The 23,824-nt window shown below is 64.9% G+C and carries 22 protein-coding genes; 11 read left to right on the forward strand and 11 right to left on the reverse strand.

Annotated elements, in window-relative coordinates:
- Positions 1-8: 8 nt before the first annotated feature.
- The 6 genes from DESFRDRAFT_RS14285 to DESFRDRAFT_RS14310 all read right to left on the reverse strand — a co-directional run bounded on the left by DESFRDRAFT_RS14285 (position 9) and on the right by DESFRDRAFT_RS14310 (position 5,561).
- Complete coding sequence (locus tag DESFRDRAFT_RS14285; protein ID WP_005995040.1) at positions 9-374, reverse strand: NADH-quinone oxidoreductase subunit C; 366 nt, start codon at positions 372-374, stop codon at positions 9-11.
- Between the two features lie 59 nt (positions 375-433).
- A complete protein-coding gene (locus DESFRDRAFT_RS14290) occupies positions 434-877 on the reverse strand; it encodes an NADH-quinone oxidoreductase subunit B family protein (RefSeq protein ID WP_005995041.1) in 444 nt (147 codons plus the stop codon).
- A 30-nt stretch (positions 878-907) separates the two neighbouring features.
- Positions 908-1,759, reverse strand: a complete 852-nt coding sequence (locus DESFRDRAFT_RS14295; protein ID WP_005995043.1) for a respiratory chain complex I subunit 1 family protein — start codon at positions 1,757-1,759, stop codon at positions 908-910.
- Positions 1,756-3,675, reverse strand: a complete 1,920-nt coding sequence (locus DESFRDRAFT_RS14300) for an NADH-quinone oxidoreductase subunit 5 family protein (RefSeq protein ID WP_043794964.1) — start codon at positions 3,673-3,675, stop codon at positions 1,756-1,758. Before DESFRDRAFT_RS14300 ends, DESFRDRAFT_RS14295 begins: the two co-directional genes overlap by 4 nt.
- Before the next feature lie 382 nt (positions 3,676-4,057).
- Positions 4,058-4,933 (reverse strand): alpha/beta hydrolase, encoded by an 876-nt coding sequence (locus DESFRDRAFT_RS14305; protein ID WP_005995046.1) that lies wholly within the window; start codon positions 4,931-4,933, stop codon positions 4,058-4,060.
- 283 nt (positions 4,934-5,216) lie between these two features.
- A complete protein-coding gene (locus DESFRDRAFT_RS14310) occupies positions 5,217-5,561 on the reverse strand; it encodes a PadR family transcriptional regulator (protein ID WP_005995048.1) in 345 nt (114 codons plus the stop codon).
- Between the two features lie 300 nt (positions 5,562-5,861).
- Here DESFRDRAFT_RS14310 and groES point away from each other — a divergent pair, with 300 nt between their 5' ends.
- The 5 genes from groES to DESFRDRAFT_RS14335 all read left to right on the forward strand — a co-directional run bounded on the left by groES (position 5,862) and on the right by DESFRDRAFT_RS14335 (position 12,117).
- Positions 5,862-6,152 (forward strand): co-chaperone GroES, encoded by a 291-nt coding sequence (gene groES, locus DESFRDRAFT_RS14315; RefSeq protein ID WP_005995050.1) that lies wholly within the window; start codon positions 5,862-5,864, stop codon positions 6,150-6,152.
- A 53-nt stretch (positions 6,153-6,205) separates the two neighbouring features.
- The gene (gene groL, locus DESFRDRAFT_RS14320) at positions 6,206-7,846 is read left to right on the forward strand and encodes a chaperonin GroEL (protein ID WP_005995052.1); all 1,641 of its coding nucleotides are present in this window, start codon (positions 6,206-6,208) and stop codon (positions 7,844-7,846) included.
- Between the two features lie 140 nt (positions 7,847-7,986).
- A complete protein-coding gene (locus DESFRDRAFT_RS14325) occupies positions 7,987-8,433 on the forward strand; it encodes a YidH family protein (protein WP_005995054.1) in 447 nt (148 codons plus the stop codon).
- A 25-nt stretch (positions 8,434-8,458) separates the two neighbouring features.
- Entirely contained in the window at positions 8,459-9,526 is a 1,068-nt protein-coding gene (locus tag DESFRDRAFT_RS21645) for a PDC sensor domain-containing protein (protein WP_005995056.1), read from the forward strand.
- On the forward strand, positions 9,523-12,117 hold the full coding sequence (locus DESFRDRAFT_RS14335; protein WP_005995058.1) for a cobyric acid synthase: 2,595 nt from the start codon (positions 9,523-9,525) through the stop codon (positions 12,115-12,117). Before DESFRDRAFT_RS21645 ends, DESFRDRAFT_RS14335 begins: the two co-directional genes overlap by 4 nt.
- A 216-nt stretch (positions 12,118-12,333) precedes the next feature.
- Here the strand turns inward: DESFRDRAFT_RS14335 and DESFRDRAFT_RS14340 are convergent, their stop codons facing one another.
- A complete protein-coding gene (locus DESFRDRAFT_RS14340) occupies positions 12,334-12,693 on the reverse strand; it encodes an FmdB family zinc ribbon protein (RefSeq protein ID WP_005995060.1) in 360 nt (119 codons plus the stop codon).
- Positions 12,694-13,014: 321 nt separating this feature from the next.
- Positions 13,015-13,413: a MucR family transcriptional regulator gene (locus tag DESFRDRAFT_RS14345; protein WP_005995062.1), complete on the reverse strand. Its 399-nt coding sequence runs from the start codon at positions 13,411-13,413 to the stop codon at positions 13,015-13,017.
- A gap of 150 nt (positions 13,414-13,563) precedes the next feature.
- Between DESFRDRAFT_RS14345 and DESFRDRAFT_RS14350 the strand changes: the two genes are divergently transcribed.
- Entirely contained in the window at positions 13,564-13,893 is a 330-nt protein-coding gene (locus DESFRDRAFT_RS14350; protein WP_005995064.1) for a hypothetical protein, read from the forward strand.
- A 301-nt stretch (positions 13,894-14,194) separates the two neighbouring features.
- Here the strand turns inward: DESFRDRAFT_RS14350 and DESFRDRAFT_RS14355 are convergent, their stop codons facing one another.
- The 3 genes from DESFRDRAFT_RS14355 to DESFRDRAFT_RS14365 form a co-directional block, all read right to left on the reverse strand.
- Positions 14,195-14,686, reverse strand: coding sequence for a hypothetical protein (locus DESFRDRAFT_RS14355; RefSeq protein ID WP_005995066.1), 492 nt, complete (start codon positions 14,684-14,686; stop codon positions 14,195-14,197).
- 12 nt (positions 14,687-14,698) lie between these two features.
- Entirely contained in the window at positions 14,699-15,700 is a 1,002-nt protein-coding gene (locus DESFRDRAFT_RS14360) for an ABC transporter ATP-binding protein (RefSeq protein ID WP_005995068.1), read from the reverse strand.
- A gap of 119 nt (positions 15,701-15,819) precedes the next feature.
- Positions 15,820-16,782, reverse strand: a complete 963-nt coding sequence (locus tag DESFRDRAFT_RS14365) for an ABC transporter ATP-binding protein (protein ID WP_005995070.1) — start codon at positions 16,780-16,782, stop codon at positions 15,820-15,822.
- A gap of 238 nt (positions 16,783-17,020) precedes the next feature.
- Between DESFRDRAFT_RS14365 and DESFRDRAFT_RS14370 the strand changes: the two genes are divergently transcribed.
- From DESFRDRAFT_RS14370 to DESFRDRAFT_RS14390, 5 genes are all read left to right on the forward strand, one after another.
- Positions 17,021-17,392 (forward strand): hypothetical protein, encoded by a 372-nt coding sequence (locus tag DESFRDRAFT_RS14370; protein ID WP_005995072.1) that lies wholly within the window; start codon positions 17,021-17,023, stop codon positions 17,390-17,392.
- Positions 17,389-20,415: a glycosyltransferase family 39 protein gene (locus tag DESFRDRAFT_RS14375; RefSeq protein ID WP_005995074.1), complete on the forward strand. Its 3,027-nt coding sequence runs from the start codon at positions 17,389-17,391 to the stop codon at positions 20,413-20,415. The genes DESFRDRAFT_RS14370 and DESFRDRAFT_RS14375 overlap by 4 nt, the downstream gene beginning before the upstream one ends.
- Positions 20,416-20,495: 80 nt before the next feature.
- Positions 20,496-21,209, forward strand: a complete 714-nt coding sequence (locus DESFRDRAFT_RS14380) for a Bax inhibitor-1/YccA family protein (RefSeq protein ID WP_005995077.1) — start codon at positions 20,496-20,498, stop codon at positions 21,207-21,209.
- 172 nt (positions 21,210-21,381) lie between these two features.
- Positions 21,382-22,533, forward strand: a complete 1,152-nt coding sequence (locus tag DESFRDRAFT_RS14385; protein ID WP_005995079.1) for a tetraacyldisaccharide 4'-kinase — start codon at positions 21,382-21,384, stop codon at positions 22,531-22,533.
- Between the two features lie 25 nt (positions 22,534-22,558).
- Complete coding sequence (locus DESFRDRAFT_RS14390; protein WP_005995081.1) at positions 22,559-23,788, forward strand: ABC transporter substrate-binding protein; 1,230 nt, start codon at positions 22,559-22,561, stop codon at positions 23,786-23,788.
- The last annotated feature ends 36 nt before the right edge of the window (positions 23,789-23,824 follow it).

A 23,824-nucleotide genomic window follows, 5' to 3' on the forward strand; every position in this document is an offset into this window, starting at 1 on the left:
TTCCCTCTTTAGCTCTGTTTTTGGGCCACGCTGACCTTGCAGAAAGGCATGGCGCGGACTTCTTCTTCCAGATAGAGCGCTCCACCGAAATCGAGCACGATGTCGCTGAAGCAGATGCCGAACTGGTCTCTGATCTCGTTTTCCACGAGCAAAGCGGCGAAATAGACCGGCGAGATGCTCGGGACCACGGTATCCTTGGGGATGGACAGCCGGTAATGCTTCATTACCAGGTCCTTGTCGTAGTGATAGATGACGTCGAAGGTGTCGTCGCCGGTCTGCACGGCGGACATGGTGATGAGCCGCCAGCCGTCGTCGAAGCATTCCTTGGCGACGGCCCGCACGGCGTCACAGGTAACGGGTATGGTTTCCAGCACGTTCGTATCCTCGGTACGGGGCGATAGGCGCGCCCCGGTTGCATCGTTCGGACAGCGCCCTAGGCGGTCATGCCGAGCAGGGTCTTGACCTTTTCCAACGCGGCCACGACGCCGTCGATGATGGCCTCGGGGCGGGCCGGGCAGCCCGGGACGTAGACGTCCACCGGGATGACCTTGTCCACGCCGCCGACCACGTTGTAGGCCTCGCGGAACACGCCGCCCGTGCAGCCGCAGGCGCCGATGGCGATGACGGCCTTGGGTCCGGGCATCTGGTCGTAGATGTTTTTGAGCACGTGCTTGTTGCGTTGGTTGACGGTGCCGGTCACCAGCAGCACATCGGCGTGCTTGGGATTGCCGACGTTGACGATGCCGAAGCGTTCGATGTCGTACAGGGGCGTGAGGCAGGCCAGGACTTCGATGTCGCAGCCGTTGCAGCTGCCGCAGTCGAAGTGGACCACCCACGGGGACTTGATCCGTCCTTTATTGATCATGTTGGATAACATGTATGCGCTCTCTTTGATGAGGGGTCGTGTTTATTGGGCGTACAGCCACAGCATGTTGATCACGGTCAGGACCACGCCCATGCCCACGGCGGACTTGAGCATGAAGCGCCAAGTCAAGCGGGCCGTGACGTTGTCCACGATGATCTCGGCCAGGTAGGTCAGAACCACCAGGACGATCATGCCGACGACGCTCGTCGACCAGAAGAGCGCGCACAGCCCGAGGATCAGGATCACCTCGTACCAGTGGGCGATTTCGACCATGGCCAGATAGGGGCCGGAGTACTCGGTGTAGACGCCGCGCACCAGTTCCTGGTGGGCGTGCTGGCTGGCCGAGATGTCGAAGGGGGATTTGCGCAGCTTGATGGTGAGCGCGTAGCCCAACACGATGAACATCAACGGGATGTCGTAGAGCAGCGGACGCTCGAGGCCGAAGACGGCGCTGACCTTGAAGCTGCCGGTGACCATGGCGATGGCCGCGAAGACGAGAATCAGCAGCGGCTCGTAGGCCAGCATCTGGAGCAGCTCGCGCTGGCCGCCCACCTGGCTGTAGGGCGAGGGGGAAGCGAGCGCGCCCATGACCAGGAAGACCGCGCCCACGGTCAGGACGAAGAAGATCAGGAGCAGGTCGGAACCCATGAAGAGCAGCATCACGGACAGGGCCGCGCCGGTCACGTAGACATAGGCGCAAATGGCCTGCCAGGTGTTGGTGAGCATGGGCTCCTTGCCGAGCAGCTTGAACACGTCATAGAGCGGCTGGAGGATCGGGGGCCCGTAGCGGGACTGCAGCCAGGCGGTGACGCGGCGGTCCACGCCGGTAATCAACGCTCCGGCTATGGGAGCCAGGACAAGGGCCGCAATAGCGATGATGATTTTGATGATCACAGGGCGCCTCCGAAAAGCATGATCACGAGCACGGCCAGCGCGATCACGTTGATCCACTTGGACAGCACGGCTTCGCCGAAGAACTGGTCGAGGTAGTAGTTGCTGGCGGTGGCGGCCACGGGCAGGCCCAGGGGGCCGAGGAAGCCGGGCTTGCCGTCGACCTTGAGCTGTTCGCCACACATGTAGGGTTCGGCGACCTCGGCAGCGGTCACCTTACGCGCATGCTTGACGGCGAAATAGAGGCCAAGGCCAAGAAGGATGAACAGCGGATAGATGATGAACACACCCGTCGGCGAATCCAGGTTGCCCAGGCGCACAACGTAGGCCGTGCCATGGTAGTACATGGCCACGACCGGGGCCACCAGGCTGGTGTAGATCAGGGGGGAGAAAAAGCTCGCGCCGACGGCCATGGCGGCCAGGATGACGAGCGGCAGACGCACCGAGGGCAGCTGGACCTCGGGCGCGGGCCGTCCGAAAGGCGCGGACAGCATGGTGCCGGCCCAGCGGGCCCAGAAGAGCACGGTGAGCGCCGAGCCCAGGCCCAGCATGATCATGATCAGGAACTGGCCGGTGGCGGACTCGATGGCCATCCACTTGGCCATGAGCATGCCGAAAGGCGGCAGCATCAGGGTGGCGATGGCCAGGATCATGATCAGCGCCGTGCGGGGCATGACGCCGTAAAGCCCGCGCATGTCCTCGATGTCGCGCGACCCGATCTTCTGTTCCACCGTGCCCACGCACAAAAAGAGCAGGGCCTTGGAGATGGCGTGGAAGATGATGAGCAGGATCGCCGCGGTGATGGCCGCCGGAGTGTTGATGCCGGCGCAGGCGATGATCAGCCCCAGGTTGGAGATGGTCGAGTAGGCCAGGATCTTCTTGCCGTTGGACTGCCCGACGGCCAGGGCGGCCGTGCCCAGGAAGACCACCGCGCCGAAAAGCGCGATGAAGTTGCTCAAGTAGGTTCCGACGTAGATCGGGGCCAGGCGCACGATGAGGTACACGCCGGCCTTGACCATGGTGGAGGAGTGGAGCAACGCCGAAACCGGGGTCGGCGCGACCATGGCGCCGGTCAGCCAGCTCTGGAACGGGGCCTGGGCGGCCTTGGTCATGCCGGCGAAGACCAGCAGGAACATGGGCACCAGGATGGCGCCGCCGGCCACGGCCAGTTCCGGCCCGCGGGCCAGGAGGTCCTGGAGCGAGAGCGTGCCGGCGGTATGCTGCAGCACGATGAGCGCGAAGAGGAAGGCCGCGCCGCCGAGCACGTTCATCCACAGGGCGCGCTCGGAATTCTTGCGAGCGATTTCGGTGTCGTCATGGCCGATGAGCATGAACGAACACAGCGTGGTGCATTCCCAGAAGAAATACATCCACAGCAGATTGTTGGCCAGAACCAAGCCGTTCATCGCGCCGAGGAACAGCACGATGAAAAAGAAAAAGCGCGGTTGCCTGGACTTGGCCAGGTGCAGATGCTCCTCGTGCTCCTTCATGTAGCCGATGCCGTAGATGGCGATCAGCGAGCCGATGATGGAGACGATGCACACCATGACCAGGCTCAGGTCGTCGGCGAAAAAGGCCGGCGTTTTTCCATGGCCGTGGACCATGAAGAAGTCGAGCCAGAAAAGGCCGACGATCTGGGCGGAGGTAAGCCAGATGATGATCTGGTTTTTGCGTTTGAAACCCACAAACAGCACCACGAACAGTATGACGAAGTCGCCAAGAGTGACGAGCGAGTCATACAGCGGGGCTGGCGACAGAATGAACGCTCCGCCGCGCAGCATGGCCACGGAAGCGAGGATGAGCACCCCCGCCATGGCCACCAGGATGACCTTGCGCACGTTTTGCTCACGCAAAACGAGCAACACGGCTGCGACCAAAAATGGCAGCAGCACCGTCGCGAACACCAACGTGTCGAGCATAGGCACCTCGGAAAAAAGTTTAGGGACCGCCATGGACTTAACGCTCCGCCCCCGCCGCGAGGCTGAGCTATCCAAAAGCATTTCGGCCGCCTGCTTTGGAAAAGCTCTAGGCCCCATGGGGGAGAGCGTCAAGTTTATGCGTCTTATAAGAAATCACCAGCCGGCGCAATCGCGTGATTCCTTTCACAAGAGGTTCTCCGCAAAAGAAACCGCCCTTTCGCACCGTCAGGCCGGCTTCATTGCAACCGAACGGGCGGCGCGTTCATGCTCCCTGAAATTCTTATAGAATCGCGCGGATGAAAAAGCCCGGGCAACGCATGCCCGGGCCTTTCCATGACAATCCTCCCGCCCCTTGCCCCTTTGGGCCCGGGGGGAGGGCGGCTCACTTCATGTATTTATCCAGAAAATCCAGCACCCGCGCCGTATTCTCCGGGGTCGTAAAGCGTTCGTCCAAATGATCCGCGCCCTTGAGGATGTCGATGACGACGCTGCCCTCCCCGGCTCCTTTGCGCAGCGCATCGGCGAAGTGGATGGATTGGGACACCGAGATGACCCGGTCCGCGTCGCCGTGCTGGATGAGGATGGGCGGAATCCCCGGATGGATATGACTCTCGGGAGACGCTTCCCGGTACAGTTGCGGGGCCTCGAGGGTCGTTTTGCCGATGAGCTTGTTGCCTTTTTCCGCCAGACGCTGCGGATCGCCCATGGTCAAAAAGTCAATGGGGCCGTACCAGTCGACCACGGCGGCGACCTTGCTGGATTGCCCTCCGTTTCCGAGGCTCTTGTCCTCCAGTTCTCCGGTCCCGCCGGTGACGCCGGCCAGGGCCGCGAGATTGCCGCCCGCCGAGTCGCCCCACAAGGCGATCCTGTCCGGGCGCAGGGAATATTTGGCCGCGTTGGCGCGCACCCAGCGGATGGCGGCCTTGACGTCACCTATCTGGGCCGGGAAAAGCGCCTCCCCGGTCAACCTGTAGTTGATCGGCACCACGGCGTAGCCGCGATCCAGGGCCGCCAGCATGGGGGCGACCTGGAAATCCCGCTTGTCGCCGGCGGTGAACGATCCGCCGTGGATGGCGATGACCACGGGGAAGGGGCCGTCGCCCGTTTCCGGCAGGTAGATGTCCAGTTTTTGCGCCGGGGAAAGGGAGGCATAGGGGATATCCAGCCATTTGCGCCGGATACGGTCCGTATCCACCCCTTTGCGCGTCTTGAAGATCTGTTGCAGGTAGGCGTCGACCTCTTTTCCCCTGCCGCTCATCGCCCCCTCCTGCGCCCGGGCCGGACCGGCCGTGACCAGGAGAAACAGCAGCCCCGCAGGCAGTAGGAAAAAAGCCAACCATAATGCTTGCGCCATGCCGGCTCTAAGATGCGCATCCATCCGAAACACCTCTGGATTACAGGTTCAGAGTCTTAAACATTAAGATGCTACTTACATCTAGATGTTTGAGACAGTAATGAGCGGATACCGGGCTGTCAAGAGGCACGCGGGCGCGGCGGGGGAAGGCGTTCGAGGGGAGGGACGGCGAAACGGCCGCGCCGGGTCAGGGTCGGGAGAGTCCGGCGTAGGCCGCGAGGAAATCGCCCAGGATCGCCCGGCGGTTTTCGATCTCGCTTTTCCAGGAATCGAGCCGGTCCCAGCCCTTGGCGGTCATATGGTAGATCTTGCGCGCCGGGCCGGGGGTGGACGCGTCCCAGACGGAGGAAAGCTCGCCGTCGGCTTCCAGGGTCTTGAGCGCGCGGTAGATCGCGCCCGTGTCGATCTTGAGGCCGGGGAGGCGCTTGACCAGGGCATCGTGGATGGCCCCGCCGTGTCGCGGTTCCTGCGCGAGGACGAGCAGGATGAACGCGGGCAGGTGGCGGGTTTGGCGGCGTTTTTTTTCCAACATGGTGCCTTTCGTCGTGTCGAATCGCGGACAGGGAGGATCGAATCCGCCCGCGCTTTGCCAGTCTAATGGGAAAAAGCCCTTTCGGAAAGGGGGGGTACGCTGCGCCTCGCAGGCGGGACGGGCCGCTCGGCGAACGGATGGGGCATCCTCATTTTTTTGCCCCGCATTCCATTTTTTTTCACTTCCGCCCCTTGCCTTTCGCCGTGATGTGGTTAGATAGGTTTCCGCCCGCCGCTAGCACTCGCCTCTCGTGAGTGCCAGCGGCGGTCCAACTTGCCAAATACCACTGGAGGTCACTGTATGAAGCTCAAACCCTTAGGCGATCGCGTGCTTGTCAAACGGCTGGAACAGGAGGAAGTCACCAAGGGGGGCATCATCATCCCCGACTCCGCCAAGGAAAAGCCCATGAAGGGCGAAGTCGTCGCCGTCGGCCCGGGCAAGCTCGACGACAAGGGCGATCACATGAAGATGCACGTCGAAAAGGGCGATCTGGTCCTTTTCAACAAGTACGCCGGCACCGAGATCAAGCTCGACGACGAAGAGCTGCTCGTGATGCGCGAGGACGACATCCTGGCCGTCATCGAGGCCTAAGGCCACCGGTTTCCCCATTCCGAATTTCCACTCTTTATTGAAGGAGAGCATACATGGCTGCCAAAGAGATTCTGTTCGACGCCAAAGCGCGCGAGAAGCTGAAACACGGTGTTGACAAGCTGGCCAACGCCGTCAAGGTCACCCTTGGACCCAAGGGCCGCAACGTGGTCATCGAGAAGTCCTTCGGCTCCCCGATCATCACCAAGGACGGCGTGACCGTGGCCAAGGAAGTCGAGCTCGAGGACAAGTTCGAGAACATGGGCGCCCAGATGGTCAAGGAAGTCGCTTCCAAGACCTCCGACATCGCCGGCGACGGCACCACCACCGCCACCATCCTGGCCCAGGCCATTTTCACCGAGGGCGTCAAGCTCGTGGCCGCCGGCCGCAATCCCATGGCCATCAAGCGCGGCATCGACAAGGCCGTCGAGTCCGTCGTCGCCGAGCTCGAAGCCCTGGCCAAGCCCACCCGCGACCAGAAGGAAATCGCCCAGGTCGGCACGATTTCCGCCAACTCCGACGCCACCATCGGCAACATCATCGCCGAGGCCATGAACAAGGTCGGCAAGGAAGGCGTCATCACCGTCGAGGAAGCCAAGGGCATGGAAACCACCCTTGACGTCGTCGAAGGCATGCAGTTCGACCGCGGCTACCTGTCCCCCTACTTCGTCACCGATCCCGAGCGCATGGTCTGCGAGCTCGACGAGCCGCTGATTCTCATCAACGAGAAGAAGATCTCCTCCATGAAGGACCTGCTGCCGGTCCTCGAGCAGGTCGCCAAGATGTCCCGTCCGCTTTTGATCGTGGCCGAGGACATCGAGGGCGAGGCCCTGGCCACCCTGGTCGTCAACAAGCTGCGCGGCACCCTGCAGGTTTGCGCCGTCAAGGCCCCGGGCTTCGGCGACCGCCGCAAGGCCATGCTGGAAGACATCGCCATCCTGACCGGCGGCCAGGCCGTGTCCGAAGACCTCGGCATCAAGCTGGAAAACATCACCCTGGTCGACCTCGGCAAAGCCAAGCGCGTCCTCGTCGACAAGGAGAACACCACCATCGTCGACGGCTCCGGCGACGCCGACAAGATCAAGGCCCGGGTCAAGCAGATCCGCGCCCAGATCGAGGAGACCACCTCCAGCTACGACAAGGAGAAGCTCCAGGAGCGCCTGGCCAAGATCGTCGGCGGCGTTGCCGTCATCAACGTCGGCGCGGCCACCGAGACCGAGATGAAGGAGAAGAAGGCCCGCGTCGAGGACGCCCTGAACGCCACCCGCGCGGCCGTCGAGGAAGGCATCGTTCCTGGCGGCGGCGTCGCCCTGGTGCGTTGCGTCAAGAACCTGCCCGACCTCAAGCCGGCCGACGACGACGAGCATGCCGGCATCGAGATCGTGCTGCGCGCCATCGAGGAGCCGCTGCGCCAGATTTCCGGCAATGCCGGCTTCGAAGGCTCCATCGTCGTGGCCAAGGTGCGCGACGGCAAGGAAGGCTTCGGCTTCAACGCCGCGACCGGCGAGTACGAGGACCTGATCAAGGCCGGTGTCATCGACCCGAAGAAGGTCACCCGCATCGCCCTGCAGAACTCCTCTTCCGTGGCCGGCCTGCTCCTGACCACCGAGGCGGCCATCTGCGAAAAGCCCGAGCCCAAGAAGGATATGCCCCCGATGCCCGGCGGCGGCATGGGCGGCATGGGCGGCATGTACTAGCCGACCGCTTCCACATCGTTACCGCCAAGGGGGCCGGACATCCGTCCGGCCCCCTTTTTCGTCCGCCCCGGGCCGATCCCCGCGTTGACCGGCCGCCCCGGCCGCGCTATCTGATGGCAGCCTCAAACCAAGGAGACTTCATGCCGGAATCCGCGCCCAAGGCCGACACGGTCCACGACGCCCCGCCCTACGACCTCACCAATCCCCAGGTGCTTCTCGCCTGGCAGCGCAACCACCTGGCCAACGAACGCACCTTCCTGGCCTGGTGCCGCACGGGGCTGGCCCTTTTCGGCTTCAGCTTCGTCATCGAGCGCTTCGACTTCTTCATCCGGCAGATCCAAAACGTGCCCATGTTCGCCGGCATGGCCCAAAAACACTTCCACACCGAGGCCATAACGCTTTCCACCTTCGCCGTGGGCGTGCTGGTCATGGTCGTGGCCACCTGGCGTTTCTGGTACATCCGGCGTTGCATCAACAAGGGAGCCAGGACCTTTTCCGTCACCCCGGACATCATTTTCACCGCCGCCGTGGTCGGCATCATCATCGGCCTTTTTTCCGTGTTCTGGCATCTGATCGTCCAGAAATGACGCGCCCCAAACCGGAGGCCTCGCCATGCGTCCAGCCATGGGTCTTTTCACCGTCTGCGTCCTTGCCGTCCTGCTCGTCGCCCCGCCCGCCCGGGCGGCCGAGACCAACCCCCTGGCCAGGGCCGTGATCCTGGAGGCCGCCGGCCGGCTCGACAGCCAGCTCGCGGCCGTTTCCGGCAGCGCCAGGGCCCTTGGCGCTGCCTATGCCGCCGTATGGCGCGACACCCCGGCCCCGCCCCCGGAAGTGCGGGCCAAATACCTGCAGAGCTACGCCGTCAAGGACGGCGTGGTGGCCTTCCGCGACGCCTCCGGGCCGTGCGGGACCGATCCGCAGGCCATGGCCCCCTGCCAGGCGCTTTTTTTCTACAACGGCGAGAACTTCACCGACGAGACTTTCCGCGCCCTGGCGGCCATGACCAGGCTGGCCCCGGCCATGGCCGCCGCCTACGACGCCATGCCCTTTTCCTGGGTCTACCTGACCACGCCCGGCCAGGAGTTCGCCATCTACCCCTACCTGCCCCTCTCCCGCGCCCTGGACAATTACCAACCCACCCAGAAAGGCTTCTACACGGCGGCCGATTTCGAGAAGAAGGCCTGCGGCTGGGAATCGCCCTACCTCGATCTGGCCGGAGCCGGCATGATGGTCACGGCCTCGTGCCCGGTCTACGACGGGGACAGGCTTCTCGGCGTGGCCTCGCGCGACGTGACCCTGGCCCAGTTGTCCAAGGACGTCATGGCCGATCTGGCCGCCATTCCCGGCGCCCAGGCCATCCTCATGAACCGGCGCGGCAAGGCCATCGCGGCAAGCGACCCGAAGGTGGCGGATTGCATCGTCGCCGAAAACGCCAAGGCCGGCGACGCGGTGGTCTATTTCCGGGCCGACCGGGGACTTGCCGCTCTCGGCCAGGAAAAAAACGTGGACAGTCCCGACGACAGCCTCAACGATGCGGCCGAGACGGTCATCGAACGGTCCGAAACCGAACGGAAATGGCCCATTGTATTTTCCAGGGCCAAGGACACGGTGCTGGCCGCGCGACTCAACACCACAGGCTGGTACCTGGTGCTGGTGTTGCCCCACAAGGTGGCCAGATGAGCGAGTCCTTTCCCCACGGCGGCAATCTCCGCGCCCTGGCGGCAACGGCCGGGCGCGATCCGGCCGACATCCTCGACGCCTCGGCCAGCATCAATCCGCTGGGGCCGCCGCCCTGGCTGCGCCAGGTCTTAAGCGCCGCCACGGGCGAGCTTGTCCATTACCCGGACCCGGACGCGACCGCGCTCATCGCCGCCGCCGCCGAGCGTTACGGCGCGCCGGCCTCCCATTTCGTGGCCGGCGGCGGCACGAGCGAGATCCTCTACGCCCTGCCCCGCGCGACCGGCCTGGCCCGGGCCGTGATCCCCACGCCCTGCTACGCCGACTACGCCACGGCCGCCCACAAGTCCGGCATGGACATCCGCCGGGTGCCGGCCGTGGAGTTCGACGACTTCGCCGTCCACCTCGACCGGATCGAAGGCGTGCTGCGCTCGCCCTCCCTGGTCATGCTCGGCAGCCCCGGCAACCCCACCGGAAAGGTCCTCCCCGCTGACGCCATCGTGGACATGGCCTCGCGCCATCCCCAATGCCTGTTCCTGGTGGACGAGGCCTTCGCCGACTTCGTGCCGGGCTTTGCCTCGCTTGCCGGCGCGGACCGGCCGCACAACGTGGCCGTGCTCCTCTCGCTCACCAAATCCTTCGCCATCCCCGGACTGCGCCTGGGGCTCCTCGCCGCCAGCCCCGACCTGGCCGGTTGGGTGCGCAGCAAGCTCCCGCCCTGGTCGGTCAACACCCTGGCCCAGGCCGTGGGCGCGCGGGGCCTAGCCGACAAAAACTACCTGGAAGCGATCCGGCAAGCCCTGCCCGGATTGCGCCAGCGCCTTGCCGACGGACTCACGCGGCTCGGCTTTACGGTCCTGCCCGGCGCGGCCAATTTCCTTTTGGCCCGGCTTCCGGCCGAAGCCCCCTCTTCGGGCGAGGTCTGCCGCCGGGCGCTCACCGGGCACGGCGTGGCCCTTCGCGACTGCGCCAACTTTCATGCCCTGTCCGACCGCTTCCTCCGGGTGGCCGTGCGAAAAGAGGACGAGACCGACCGCATCCTGGCCGCCCTGGCCGGGGTGCTCGATTCCCCCCTGGCCCCGTCCTTCGCCCCAAAGCGCGGGACGCCGGCGCTCATGGTCCAGGGCACGGCCTCCAATGCCGGCAAATCCGTGCTCTGCGCCGGGCTGTGCCGGGCGCTTGCCCGCCGGGGGCTTCGGGTCGCGCCGTTTAAATCCCAGAACATGTCGCTCAATTCCGGGGTCACGGCCGATGGGCTGGAGATGGGCCGGGCGCAGATCGTCCAGGCCAGGGCCTGCCGCCTCGCCCCGGACGCGCGCATGAACCCGGTGCTTTTAAAACCCACCTCCGACGTCGGCTCCCAGGTCATTGTCCTTGGCAAGCCCGTCGGCGTCATGCGGGTGGGCGAATACATCAAGTATAAGCCCCAGGCCTTCGCCGCGGCCAGGGACGCCTACGACGCGCTTGCCGCGGATGTGGACGTGATGGTGCTGGAGGGAGCCGGCAGCCCGGCCGAGGTCAATTTGCAGGCCCATGACATGGTCAACATGGCCATGGCCGCCCATGCCGGGGCGAAGGTGCTGCTCGCGGCGGACATCGACCGGGGCGGGGCCTACGCGGCGCTGCTCGGCACCATGGAGTGCCTGGCCGAAGCCGACCGAGCCCGGGTGGCCGGCTACCTGCTCAACCGCTTCCGGGGCGACCCGTCGCTGCTCGACCCGGCCAACGCCTTTTTGCGCCGGGCCACGGGCAGGGATGTCGTCGGCGTCGTGCCCTGGATCGACAACCTCGGCCTGCCGGAAGAGGATTCCGTCACCTTCAAGGACGGAGGAACCCTCCCGACCGCGCCCCCGGACGATCCCGACCGCCTCGACATCGCGGTCGTGGATTTGCCGCGCGTGTCCAACTTCACCGACCTGGACGCCCTGGCCGTGGAACCGGACGTCCATCTCCGCAGGGTGCGCGGGGTAAGCGAACTGGGACGGCCGGACGCCGTGATCCTGCCCGGCAGCAAGAACACCCTGGCCGATCTGGCCTGGCTTGGCGAAACCGGGCTGGGCGCGGCGATCACCGCCCTGGCCGGAGAAGGGACAACGGAAGTCGTGGGCATCTGCGCCGGCCTGCAAATGCTCGGCACGGCCGTGGCCGATCCGCTGGGACTTGAATCGGGCCGGAAGCGGGAGGAAGGGCTGGGACTCCTTGGGATCAGCACGGAACTGGCCGCCGCCAAGACCCTGGCCGCCACCCGGGCCGTGCACGCGGATTCAAAGCTGGCGCTTCGCGGTTACGAGATCCACCACGGCCTGACCGTGCCCGACAACGCCACGCCGCCCCACCTCGCCGTGACCCGCGAAGACGGCTCGCCCCTGGGCTATGCCCGGCCGGACGGGCGCGTCTGGGGGGCGTATCTGCACGGCATCTTCGACGCCGACGCCTTCCGACGCCATTTCCTCAACACCCTGCGCAGGCGACGAAACCTTGCCCCCATCGCCCACCGCACGCCCTACGACCTGGAACCGGCCCTCGACCGGCTGGCCGACGTGTTGGAGGCCCACCTCGACCTCCCCGCGTTGCTGCGCAGGGTTGGTCTGTAAGGATCGATGAAAATGGAACCGGGGGGAAACTTTTCTGAAGAAAAGTTTCCCCCCGGACCCCCTTTCCAAAGACTTTCAATAGTTACAGGGTGCTGTCGTTACAACACACATAACCGTTGAAAGTTTTGGGGAGGGGAGAGCGCGAGAGGGGAACCCTTTTTTCAAAAAGGGTTCCCCTCTCGCACCTTCCTCTCATCTCCCCGAAATCGCGCCGCGTCAGGACGCGGCGCTGGCGCTCGAAGAAGTCGAGGAGCAGGAAGAACAGCCGCCGGAAGGCGCTTTGGAACAGGAGGAAGAGGAATCGGACGCGGTGGTCGTGGAAGAGGCGGAAGAATCCTCGGACTTGGCGGCGTGGGCCTTGCCGTTGGCGGCATCGCCGGCGGCGCTGCACCCGCCGTTGCCCTTGTAATCGGTCACATACCAGCCCGTGCCCTTGAGCACGAACGAGGTGTTGGACATGATGCGATGGGCCGGCGCGCCGCACGCCTCGCAGGGCGCTTCGTCCACGTCGAAATGTTTCTGCAAGATTTCGGAAATCTTGCCGCACTTGTCGCATTTGTATTCATAGATGGGCATCGTACACTCCCCTTGAGGCCGCTTTCGGCCCCGTGATCGGCCGCAACAAGTCATCTTTCGGCCCCCGTTTGTCAAGGGCCGTCCGGTTGGCCGCCGCACGGCTCGGCAGCACTCGACCATGTCGAGCGCCAAAAAAATAAACGGTTACGAGAGGCAGTCAAGGGGGGATACGCGAGGAAAATCCGCCGCAGGTCCGTCACGGAGATTCCCGCGACGGTCCAAGGCGAAGCGGAGCATCATGCGGCGACCTCTCCCAGACAAGATCCGGCTTTTCGAGAGAACCCTGCGAAAAGCGTATGCATGGAGACCAAGGACGCGACATTACTCGGTCGGCCGCCGTGTCCATAACTGCATTTCCCGCATCTTCTTGCGCCGTTCCCGTTGCAAGGCCTTGCACACGAGCGGCATCCCTTTTGGATAGCCCCATTTCGCCCGGTATTCTTCCGGTGTAAGCCCGAATTTCGCCAGATGCCGCTTGGTAAGGATCTTGTACGGCTTGCCGGATTCCATACAGGTGATGGTGCGCTCCTTGACAGCCTTCTTCGGATCGAGCGCCGTGTCGCCGGACGCCAGCTCACGAGCCCCGCCACTCGCAAGATCAATGGATTTGATGCTCCCGGCCAGCTTCGACATCATGGCCGTTATTTCCTCTTCCGTCATATTGCGAACCCTGGCCTGGGCCTTCACGATATCCAAAGCAAGAGACAGATACGTATCCATGGGTCACTATCCTCCAATCAGGGATTTCATAACTGTTGCCACAAAATAGACAACACGTCAGGTTGTCAAGTCGTTCTTCACCCGAAAAAGGTTGCACCCCGCGGCAAGAGAAAATATCCCTTGATGAAATCCACCCACAAAGGAATACCCATGACGGGAAAATCTCCCCTGCCCGCCCTGTCCCGACTGCTTGCCGTCGCCGCAATGATTCTGGCCGGTTGCAGCCACGCCTACGTCAATCCCAATATCGCCGATCCGGCCGACGCCAAAAAACAATTCGCCGCCGACTCCGCCATCTGCACCCAGGAAGCCAACCAGGACGTGCCGCCCACCTACGGCATGGACCGCTTCTACTTCGACCCCACGCCGATCGCCGAAACCGAAAAATGGATGGGAAACGTGGTCGAAGACGACGACAACCTCGACGCCTACAGCGCCTGCATGCACCGCCGTGGCTGGCGCTTCAAAAAAAAGAAGTAGACGGCGACTTGGCAGGAGGGGGGCTCTGCCCCCCAGCCCCCGCCGGGAGGCCACGGGCCCCCCGGACCCCCCATCCGGTGCGCTTTGGCCGCGCGGGAGCGGGGTTGGCTGGCGGTCAGGCGGAAGCGGAGAAGATGCAGGCGGAATTTGCCGGGACGCTGCATGTCGCTTCGCGACAAGCTCGTCCCGACAAATTCCGCCTGCACCACGCCGTCGCCCCTTCGGGGCGAAAAAAGAAGAAATTTACGTCAACAGGTTGAAAGAGACGTCGCCCCCCTCCCCCGGGAAAACAACATCCTTCCTAATGCACCGTACCGCTGGTGGGATCGGACGGGTTGCCGGTCGAGGCGAGAGTGGCGCTGAAGCGGAGCACGGCCGGGTCCTTGCGCCATTCGGAGAAGAGGTTGTCCCAGTCCGAGAAGGACATGTTTTCCTGGTCGAGCTGGGCCTCGTGGCCGGACATCCAGACCGAGAAGAGCTGCATGAGCATGGCCAGCGGCTTGCTGTCGAAGGCCTTGGCCACGGTGCCGGGAGGGTAATTGCCGCCCTCCATGGACTTGAACACGAATTCCCCCACCGAGCGGCGGGAGGTTTCCATATCGATGGGCTGGCCGTTGACGCCGGAGATGAAGCTGGCCAGATCCGGGGTTTCGGCCCGCAGAACCGCCAGTTCGTCTTCCGGCACGTCCAGGTGCACCACCCCGTCCTGTTCCACGGCGAAGTAGAAACGGGCCCAGTGTTCGACCATGAAAACGCGGAATATTTCCTCGGCGGCCTTTTCCATAATGTCCATGCGGTATGCTCCTTATGGCGCGACGCGGGGGCAGCGCACGAAATGCCCCGGCACAACCTGGGTCAGTTCGGGTTCGTCGGCGGCGCACTCGGGCACGGCCAGCGCGCAACGGGGATGAAAACGGCAGCCGTGGGGCATCGCGGCCGGGTCCGGCGTATCGCCGCTCAAAGGGGCAGGCAGCCGTCGCGCCGGATCGATGCTTGGAGCCGCCGCCAGAAGCGCCCTTGTATACGGATGCAGCGGCGCGTCGTAAAGCGCCTCGGCCGGGGCCAATTCCACCACGCGGCCGAGGTACATGACAGCCACCCGGTCGCTTAAGTGCCCCACCACGGCCAGGTCGTGGGAAATAAAGAGGTAGGCCAGACCCAGCCGTTCCTTGAGATCAGCCAGCAGGTTTATGACCTGGGCCTGGACCGAGACGTCGAGGGCCGAAACCGGCTCGTCGCACACGAGCAGCCGGGGCGAGAGGGCCAGCCCGCGGGCCACGGCCACCCGCTGGCGCTGGCCGCCGGAAAACTGGTGGGGAAAGCGCTTCGCGTGTTCGGGCAAGAGTCCGACCAGGGAAAGCAACTCCAGCACACGCTCACGGCGCTTGGCCCGGTCCATGCCCGCCGCCCGCAGTCCTTCGGCCACGGACCAGCCGATGGGGAGCCGGGGATTGAGCGAGGCGAACGGGTCCTGGAAGATCATCTGCACCAGTCCCGGGAGTTTTCGGCGCATCTCGCGACCGCCTTCCCAGGGATCGTGCCCGTCCAGGCGCACGCTGCCCGTGTTTGGCGACTCGAGCCCCACAGCCAGCCGGGCCAGGGTCGACTTGCCGCAGCCCGACTCGCCCACAAGCCCCAGCGTCTCGCCCGGGGCCACGGTCAAATCCACCCCGTCCACTGCCCGCACGGTCCGGGTCGCGGCCGAAAAAAAGCCCTGGCGCGACACATAGTGCCGCCGCACGCCGACCATATCCAGTACGGGCGTGCCGTTTTCCGGCTTCGTTTCTTCCCTTCCCAGTGTACCCATAGCGGCTTCTACGGACTCTCTGCCTTATTCACGTTAAAAAGTTGAGGAAGGGGAGAGCACGAGAGGGGCTACTGCCCTTTTCAAAGGGTTTCCCCTCTCGCACCCTCTTCTCCCCTCCCCTATCCATACAACCAGCACCGCGCGCGGCGGCCGTTGTCCAGGGTGAAAAAGGGCGGCGCCTCGTGGGCGCAGGGCGCGAAGGCCCGGGGGCAGCGGGGATGAAAATGGCAACCCGTCGGCAGGGCGGACAGGCTCGGCACGGTGCCGGCGATGGGCGTCAGCCGGCCCCGGTCGGACAGACGCGGCAGCGAAGCCAAAAGCCCCTGGCTGTAGGGATGGGCCGGGCCGTCGAAAAAGGCCCGCACCCCGGCGTATTCCACCACCCGGCCGGAATACATCACGGCCACGGCATCGGCGGTCTGGGCCACCACGCCGAGGTTGTGGGTGATAAGCGCGATGGCCGTGCCCGAATCCCTGGTCAGGCCCAGCATGAGGTCGAGAATCTGGCGCTGCACCGTGACGTCCAGGGCCGTGGTCGGCTCGTCGGCGATGAGCAGCTCCGGGGACAGGATGAGCGCCATGGCGATCATGACCCGCTGGCGCTGGCCGCCGGAAAGTTCGTGGGGATAGGCGGAAAGCCGCTTCGAGACGTCCGGCAGGCCCACCCGGGAAGCCATGGCGGCGGCGGCGTCCATGGCTTCCCGGCGGGAGGCTTTGCGGTGGATGCGCACGGGCTCGGCCACCTGGTCGCCGATGGTGAGCACGGGATTGAGCGAGGTCATGGGCTCCTGAAAGATCATGGAGGCCCGGCTGCCGCGAATGGCCCGGCGTTCCCGCTCGGGCAGGGCCAGGATATCCCGGCCGTCAAAGACCGCCTTTCCAGAGACCACCCGCCCCGGCGGCGGCACGAGCCCCAGTACCGACAGGGACAGCACCGTTTTGCCGCAGCCCGACTCCCCGACAACAGCCACGACTTCTCCGCGCCCGATGGCGAGGTCCACACCGTCGACGGCCGTAAGCGCGCCTCTGGGGGCGTCAAAGACCGTGGTCAGATTTTCCACGGAGAGAAGGGCTTGTTGCATGGTCGCGGCGTTCCTGTCCCTTTCTACCGGCTTTGGAAGCCTCCAGCAAGGCCGGCCTGACGCCGTCGCGTATTTGTTTCTTGGCAATAAAGGACAAAACCGTTAGACACGCGCCATGCCTTCCCCTTCAGCTTTGCCGCATCCCCTTTTCCCCGCCGCTGCCGGTTCCCGTTGCCGTACTGGGACATGGATTCGAACGCCTTGCGCGCGCGGCCTCCTCTACCTGGCCGTGGCGGCCATGCTGGCGATGACAAACTGTATCGAGACGGCTTGCGCCGCCACGCCACAAGCGACTGCGGACAGCGTCACCTACGATGCGCCTATTGTGTCCCTTTGGCGCGATCCAAATGCCTTCTTCGCCATCCAAACCCCATATGGAGAATTCCATTATATAGGCAGCGCCACAGTTTCCTCCGACGACGGCCGACAACTTCTGCGGCTACATGATCCTGACACGGCACTGCTGAAAGCCATCTTTCTCGCCGCCGACGGCAATCCTGTCCGGATTCGCGTCAGCACTGTGGCCAAAGGCGTGCTCGTGGGCATCGACGACGTCTCCGCCACCCTGGAACCACTTTCCCCGGCCGCGCCGGCAAAATCCGCCCCGTGAAAACATCCTCCACTCGCTCCCAAAATACCTTTGCCGACTGGCCGTTATGGCTCGTACTGCTGCTTGCCGCGGCAATCCGCCTGTCGTTTCTCAACGCCATGGAACTGTGGTGGGACGAATTCGTGACGCTCGGCCGGTCGCTGCCCGCCATCCCCGCCCTGCTGTCGGGGCTTATGTACCAAAGCCCCTCGGCGGTCAGCACGGATTGCAGCCCTCCGCTGCATCACCTGCTCGTGCACGCGGCGTTGCAGTTCGGCCGGGAAGGGGCGATCATCCGGCTGCCGAGCGTAATTTTCGGCTGCCTGTCCATCGCGTGTCTGATGGGACTGTGCAAGCGCATGTACGGCCGACGCTGTGCCTTTGCCGGCGGTCTTTTTTGCGCGCTTTCCCTCTTTCACGTCTATTACTCACGGGACATTCGCTGGTACGGCGTCTATTACGGCTGCGCGCTGACCGCGCTTTACGCCCTGTACCGGGCGGTCACCGAAGACAAGACCTGGCAGTGGTGGCTCTTCTCCCTGGCCGGCGCCGCCAGTCTCTACGCTTCCTATGTCGCCGCCCCGTCGCTGGCCGGTGTAGGACTCTTCGTCGCCGGCATCGTGGTCGGGCGATTCGCCCGAGGGGAACGTCGCGAGGCCAAACGCCTCTTGCTGCGGGCCATCGTTGCTTTCGGCCTGATCATCCTGCTGTATGCGCCCTGGCTGCCGGCCCAGTATTACGCCTACCTTTCCTTTCACGGCAACGGCCGGACCAATGCCTTCGTGCTGACGGAATTCATGCGCAATGTGCGCTTTTTCCTGGAATACTTCTATCCGGGACGCTTCAACCGGCTGTACCTCGCCCTGCCCCTGGCGGCCGTGGGCTATCTTTTCGCCTTGCGCCGGGAAGGCAAACCCGGCGCCTGGATGATCCTGGCCTGGGGACTGCCGCCCATTGCCGCGGCCTATGTGGTCAAAACGGATTTCTCCGTCTCGCCCAAATACGTCATGAGCGGATTTTATCTGCTCGCCTTCGGTCTGGCCTTCGGGGCCGAGGCGGTCGCCCGCCTGCTGGACAAGGCCCTGGTCTTCGCGAAGCCGCGCCTCCGGGCCACGGCCTGCTGGGGCGGCGTCCTGGCCCTCATTTTGACGGCCGCCGCTTCCAATTTCCGGTACACCACGTTTTACCAGGGAAAAATGACGACGGACAAAGGGCCGTTACGCCAGGTCGCCTTGGCCCGGAACGACATCAACGCCGTGCTCTACGATAACGAGCACAATTTCGCCTTTGTCGGAAACTGGTATCTGGGAGACGTCTTTCCCCAGGCCAGCGGGCGCTTCGGCCGCGCCTACAAACGGTATTACCTGTTGAGCGTCGGGCATCTTTCGCCCGCCTGGGCCCGGACGCTTTTCAAGACCCAATCCTTCGACGTCCTGGTCGGCGGACTGGTCAACCGCGCCCCCATCCCCGTCATCCCCGACAAGGCCGGCCAATTCCGCTATGCCGACGATTTTCGCGATTTCAAGCTCTTTCACGACGCCTTCGCCACGGACAACGTCACGGCCACTCTCGGCGGCGGCGGACTGGTGCCGGCGGACATGACCCGGCCGGGGACGATCCTGTACGCCTTTTCCCTGGCCGACGCCCCCAACCCCACGGGAGCGAGGGTCGGGCTCACGGCCCAGTGCATGAAGCGCAACGCGTTTTTCCCCGATGCCTCGGCCACGGTCCTGGCCGGAAGCGATCCCGATCACCTGACGCCCATCGGCCGGCTGGACGCCCTGTCCCCGCCCGGGCCGCCGAAAAAAAGCGCCGGCTGGCACGGCACCTACACGCGGACGGCATCCTACGAGATTCCGGCGCGTGTCCTTGACGGCCCCATCGTCTACGTGGCCGTGACCGTTTCCGACGGCACCCGGGAGGGGCAGGTCAAGACCACCGAAGTGGCCATTGAAATCGACTGTCCCGGCCCACCGCCCGACCCGACGACGGTCCCGCGCCGCCAGTGGCGCACGATCCTGGCCAACCTCGCTCCGGGTCAGCGACCAGCGGGCGGCGCGGCCGTGAGCCCGGGTCGGCTCGCCGCCTTTTCCCGCGATCCGGACGTATTCCCCCCGGATACCGCTTCGGGCCTGGGGGGGCCTGACGACCGACAGGCCTTTCTTGCCGCCCATCCCGGGATTTCACCGGTCCATGTCATCCGCGATGCCGCCGGCGCGCCTCTCTTGGAGCTTTACGATCCCTGGCTCGCCGATCCGAACCTGCACCTGGCCGGCGACGCCCGCATGCGCGTTTCCCTGGGAGAACCGCCCCTCGGCTACGCGGCCCCGGGCAACATGCGGCCGACCCTGGCCACGTTTGCCGGCACCCCCTTGCCCCTGTCCTGCGGCCTGCCGTCGCAGGCCACGGCCGTCTACGCACGACAGGGACGAAGCTCCATCATCGCCCGGGAACTTTTCGATGCCGGCCACTTCGCTCCCGGCGACTTTTACGCCATGCGCGACGTGCGGATTCTGCCCGACGCGGCGGCGCTGACCTGCATGGGCAAGAAAGACTGTCAGGCCACCTACCGCCTCACCGCTCCCTACCCCATGAAGCGGCTGGTGGTGACGAGTTACCCTTCCGTGTTCGGCGACGCCGCGCGGCGTAATCGTTGCAGCCTCTCCGTATCGGCAAACGGCCGCCCCTTCGAGACGGTCTTTACCCTGCGCAGCCAAGGCAGCGGCACCTGGGAAAACTCGGGGAACCATCCTTTTGTGGATGCCGTGCCCCTGCCGCAGGGAACGACCGACGTGCGCGTCAGGCTGGGCATGGTCACCGACGGCAGCCAGTGGTACTCCGGCCCGAGGCTGCCCATGACCTTTGAAATCACCCTGGACACCTCCGGCATGCCGCCCATGCCGCGGGCGACCGGGGAACTCGTCAACGCCACCCCGGGCGGGCTTCCCGTCGCCCTCCGCTTTCCCGACACGCCGCCCTCGACGTTCGACCGCCTGCGGCCCGGGCTGACCGTCACGCCCTGGATGCGTCCCTTTTTCAGGTGAACCGACAGCCCTTGCCTCCGGCATTTCCACGCGTTATAAGCCCATAAAGGACCGTTCGTCTTTCCCAAGGAGGAAACCTCATGAGCTATCCGTATCGCTCGATGCAGACGACCCAGTCCCGGGTCGAAGTTTTAAACGCCTTCATGCGCGGCGTATATGGCTGGATGTGCATGGGCCTTCTCGTCACGGCCGCCGCTTCCGCCTTTGTCGTCTCGAGTCCGTCCATCCTGCAGGCCGTCTTCGGCAACCAGCTGATCTACATCGGCCTGATCATCGCCGAGCTGGCCATGGTCGTGGGGCTTGCCGCCGCCATCAATCGCCTGTCCGCCACCGCCGCCACGAGCATGTTCCTGCTCTACAGCGCCCTAAACGGCGTCACGCTCTCGGTCATCTTCGTCATTTACGCCAAGGCGGTCATCATCAACGCCTTTCTGGTCTCGGCCGGCATGTTCGGCGCCATGAGCCTTTACGGCCTGCTCACCAAGCGCGACCTGACCTCGCTCGGCAGCTTCATGTTCATGGGCCTTATCGGCATCATCATCGCGTCCATCGTCAACATCTTCACCAAGAGCGCCATGATGGACTTCATCATCTCGTGCGTGGGCGTGCTGGTGTTTATTGGCCTTACCGCCTACGACACCCAGAAGCTCAAGGTGATGGGCGACATGGCTCCGGCCGACGACGCCACGGCCGTACGCCGGGGAACGATTCTCGGCGCGCTGACCCTCTACCTCGACTTCATCAACCTCTTCCTCATGATGCTGCGTCTTTTCAGCGGCTCCAACCGCAACTAACAGGGGATTCTCCCCGATAGAAACGCCCGCCCCGGCCACCGGCGCCTTTCCTGCGTCGACGGCCGGGGCGGACACGCTTTTTCCCTGTTTCCCGCCAGGCCCGCCATGATCCTTTTCCCCATGCCCGCACCCCACCCCAGCCGTTTTCGCCACGCCCCAAGGGGGGGCCGTCGTGCGCAACGTCCGTAAACGTCCTCAAGGGCACCGGCCCAACACCGCCCTCTCCCGGTTGCCCGGGAAGACCGCTCTGGCCGGCGCGGCCCTGTCCGCCCTGCTCGTGCCGCCCTCGAGACTTTGGGCCCTTGGCCGGCGCGTCAAGGCGAAGCTTCACGCCATGGGCCTGTGCCGGACCTGCCGGCCCAAGGCGCTTTCGGTGGGCGTCGGCGGCATGGCGGCCGAAAGCCGGGGCCGGGTGCTTCTCACGTCGTGGCTCCTCGGCTGGGCCAAGGCCAGGGGGGTGGCCGCGGCCGTGGCCGCCTCTCCAAGCGACGGCCGGCCGCCGGTCGTACCCTATCAGCTCACGCCCGGCGACGCCTGCGACGTCACCGGCATCGAGGCGGCGCTTATTGCCGGCTACGCGCCGGACGCGCGCCTGATTCTCGACACCGATCCCATCCGGGCGGCCAAGACCGCCGAGCGCGCGTTTGCCCCGGAAATGCTGGTGCACCAGGACGCCCTGGCCGATCCGCGCCTGAAAAAGGACATCGAGCTGGCCATCCTCACCGCCGACGACCTGGATTCCGGCTGGGACCGGGTGTTTCCGGCCGGACATTGGCGGCGCGACGCCTCGGCCCTGGCCAAAGCCGACGCCTTTTGCGTCTTTGCCGGCCCCCTGGCCCAGCATGCCGCTCTGGAGGCGGCGGGAGAACGGCTGGCCTCTTTCGACAAGCCCGTCTTCGGCCTGTCCTTCGACATCTGGCGTTGGCACGGTCCGGAAAAAGCCGTGGCCGGGGAGGAACTGGCCGGCGCGCCCTACGTCGCGGTATTGGCCGAATCCGACCGCGAACTGCTGCCTGAGATGCTGCGCCGCCAGATCGGGGTCGCGCCCCGGATCATCTTTTTCGTCCACGACCGGCACCGCTTCACCCGCCAGGATTTCGAGAACCTGCGCGTCGACGCCGCCCGGTTCAAGGCCAGAAACATCCTGACCGCGCCGCGTCTGGCCCTGAAACTGGCCCAGCACGGCGGCATCCTGGACGGATACGCCATCTGGACCTATGATCCGGAGGTCGTCTTCGGGCCGTCCCTGACGGACGGCACCCCGTTTCTCACCTGGTGGGAGGCGGCGTTCGAGCAGGCCGCCCGCAAACGAAAAACGCCGTAGAATCTCAAGCGGGAGGGATATTCCTGTGACGCCCGCACGAGTAAAAAGTTTAGGAAAGGGAGAGCGCGAGAGGGGAGAACCCTTTGCAAAGGGTTTCCCCTCTCGCATCGCCTTCCTCCCCTTTCTCCTCCTCCTACCCCTTCTCCTCACCATTGCCTGCGGCCGGGAAAAAGGGCCCGAGGTACGCCTGGGCTTTATCGCCAGCTTCAGCGGCGACGATTTCCGCACCGGCCGCGACACCCTGGAGGCGGCCCGCTTCGCGGTGGAACAGGCCAACAAGGGCGGCTTCCCGACCATCGACGGCAAGCCCTGCCGCGTGACCCTGTTCGTGGCCGACGACAAGGCCGCGCCCGGACAGGCGGCGCGGGCCGTGCGCGATCTGGTCGAGAAAGACCACGTCATGGCCATCATCGGCCCCTACGCCAGCGAAACGGCCAATGCCGCCGCCCTGGCCGCCGACGCCGCCGGCGTGCCCCTGATCGCGCCCTCGGCCACGGCCGCCGTGGTCACGGCCGGCCGGCCCCACATCTTTCGCATCGCCTTCACCGACGCCTTCCAGGGACAGGTCCTCGGCCGGCTGGCCCGCAACAGCCTTGGCCTCGCCAGCGTCTCGGTCATCGCCAACCACAACAACCTGTCGAGCATGTCCCTGACCGGCGCGTTCCTGAAAGCCTTTGCCGCCTGCGGCGGCACGGCGCGCGTCTTTTACTACGAGGACCGCACCCGGGACTTCGGCGGCATCGTGAAACAGGCCCTGGCCGACGCGCCCCAAGGAGTATTCCTGCCCAATTCCAGCAAGGACGCGGTGCTGACCGCCCTGGCCCTGCGCCGTGCCGGCTTTACCGGCACCCTTTTCGGCGGCGACGCCTGGAACGGGCCGGAGGTGTCGGGCCTCGCCGCCTTCGACGGCTCCTTTTTCGTGGACCACTGGCGCGAAGACTGCCCGCGCCCGGCCTCCAAAACCTACGCCGAGGCCTTTCGCCGCGAACGCCGCCACCCGCCCACGGAGATGGGAGCCCTGACCCAGGACGCCGTGGATGTCGTGCTGGCCGCCGTGGGAAAGGCCCGCTCCGTGGCCCCCGAAGCCGTGACCAAGGCCCTCATGGCCCTGCCGCCCCACAAGGGCGTCACCGGCACTTTCGACTTCGTGGACGACGGCAATCCGTCCAAATCCCTGCTCATCACCAAAGTCATCGGCAACGGCCAGACCAAAACCCAGGATCTCCCGCCGCCCGGACCATGCCCCAGGCAGTAAGACAGGACAGGAAAGACGCCGCCGGCGGCCAGGGGG

Origin of the sequence: Solidesulfovibrio fructosivorans JJ], from assembly GCF_000179555.1 — a bacterium.
Classification (GTDB): Bacteria; Desulfobacterota; Desulfovibrionia; order Desulfovibrionales; family Desulfovibrionaceae; genus Solidesulfovibrio; species Solidesulfovibrio fructosivorans.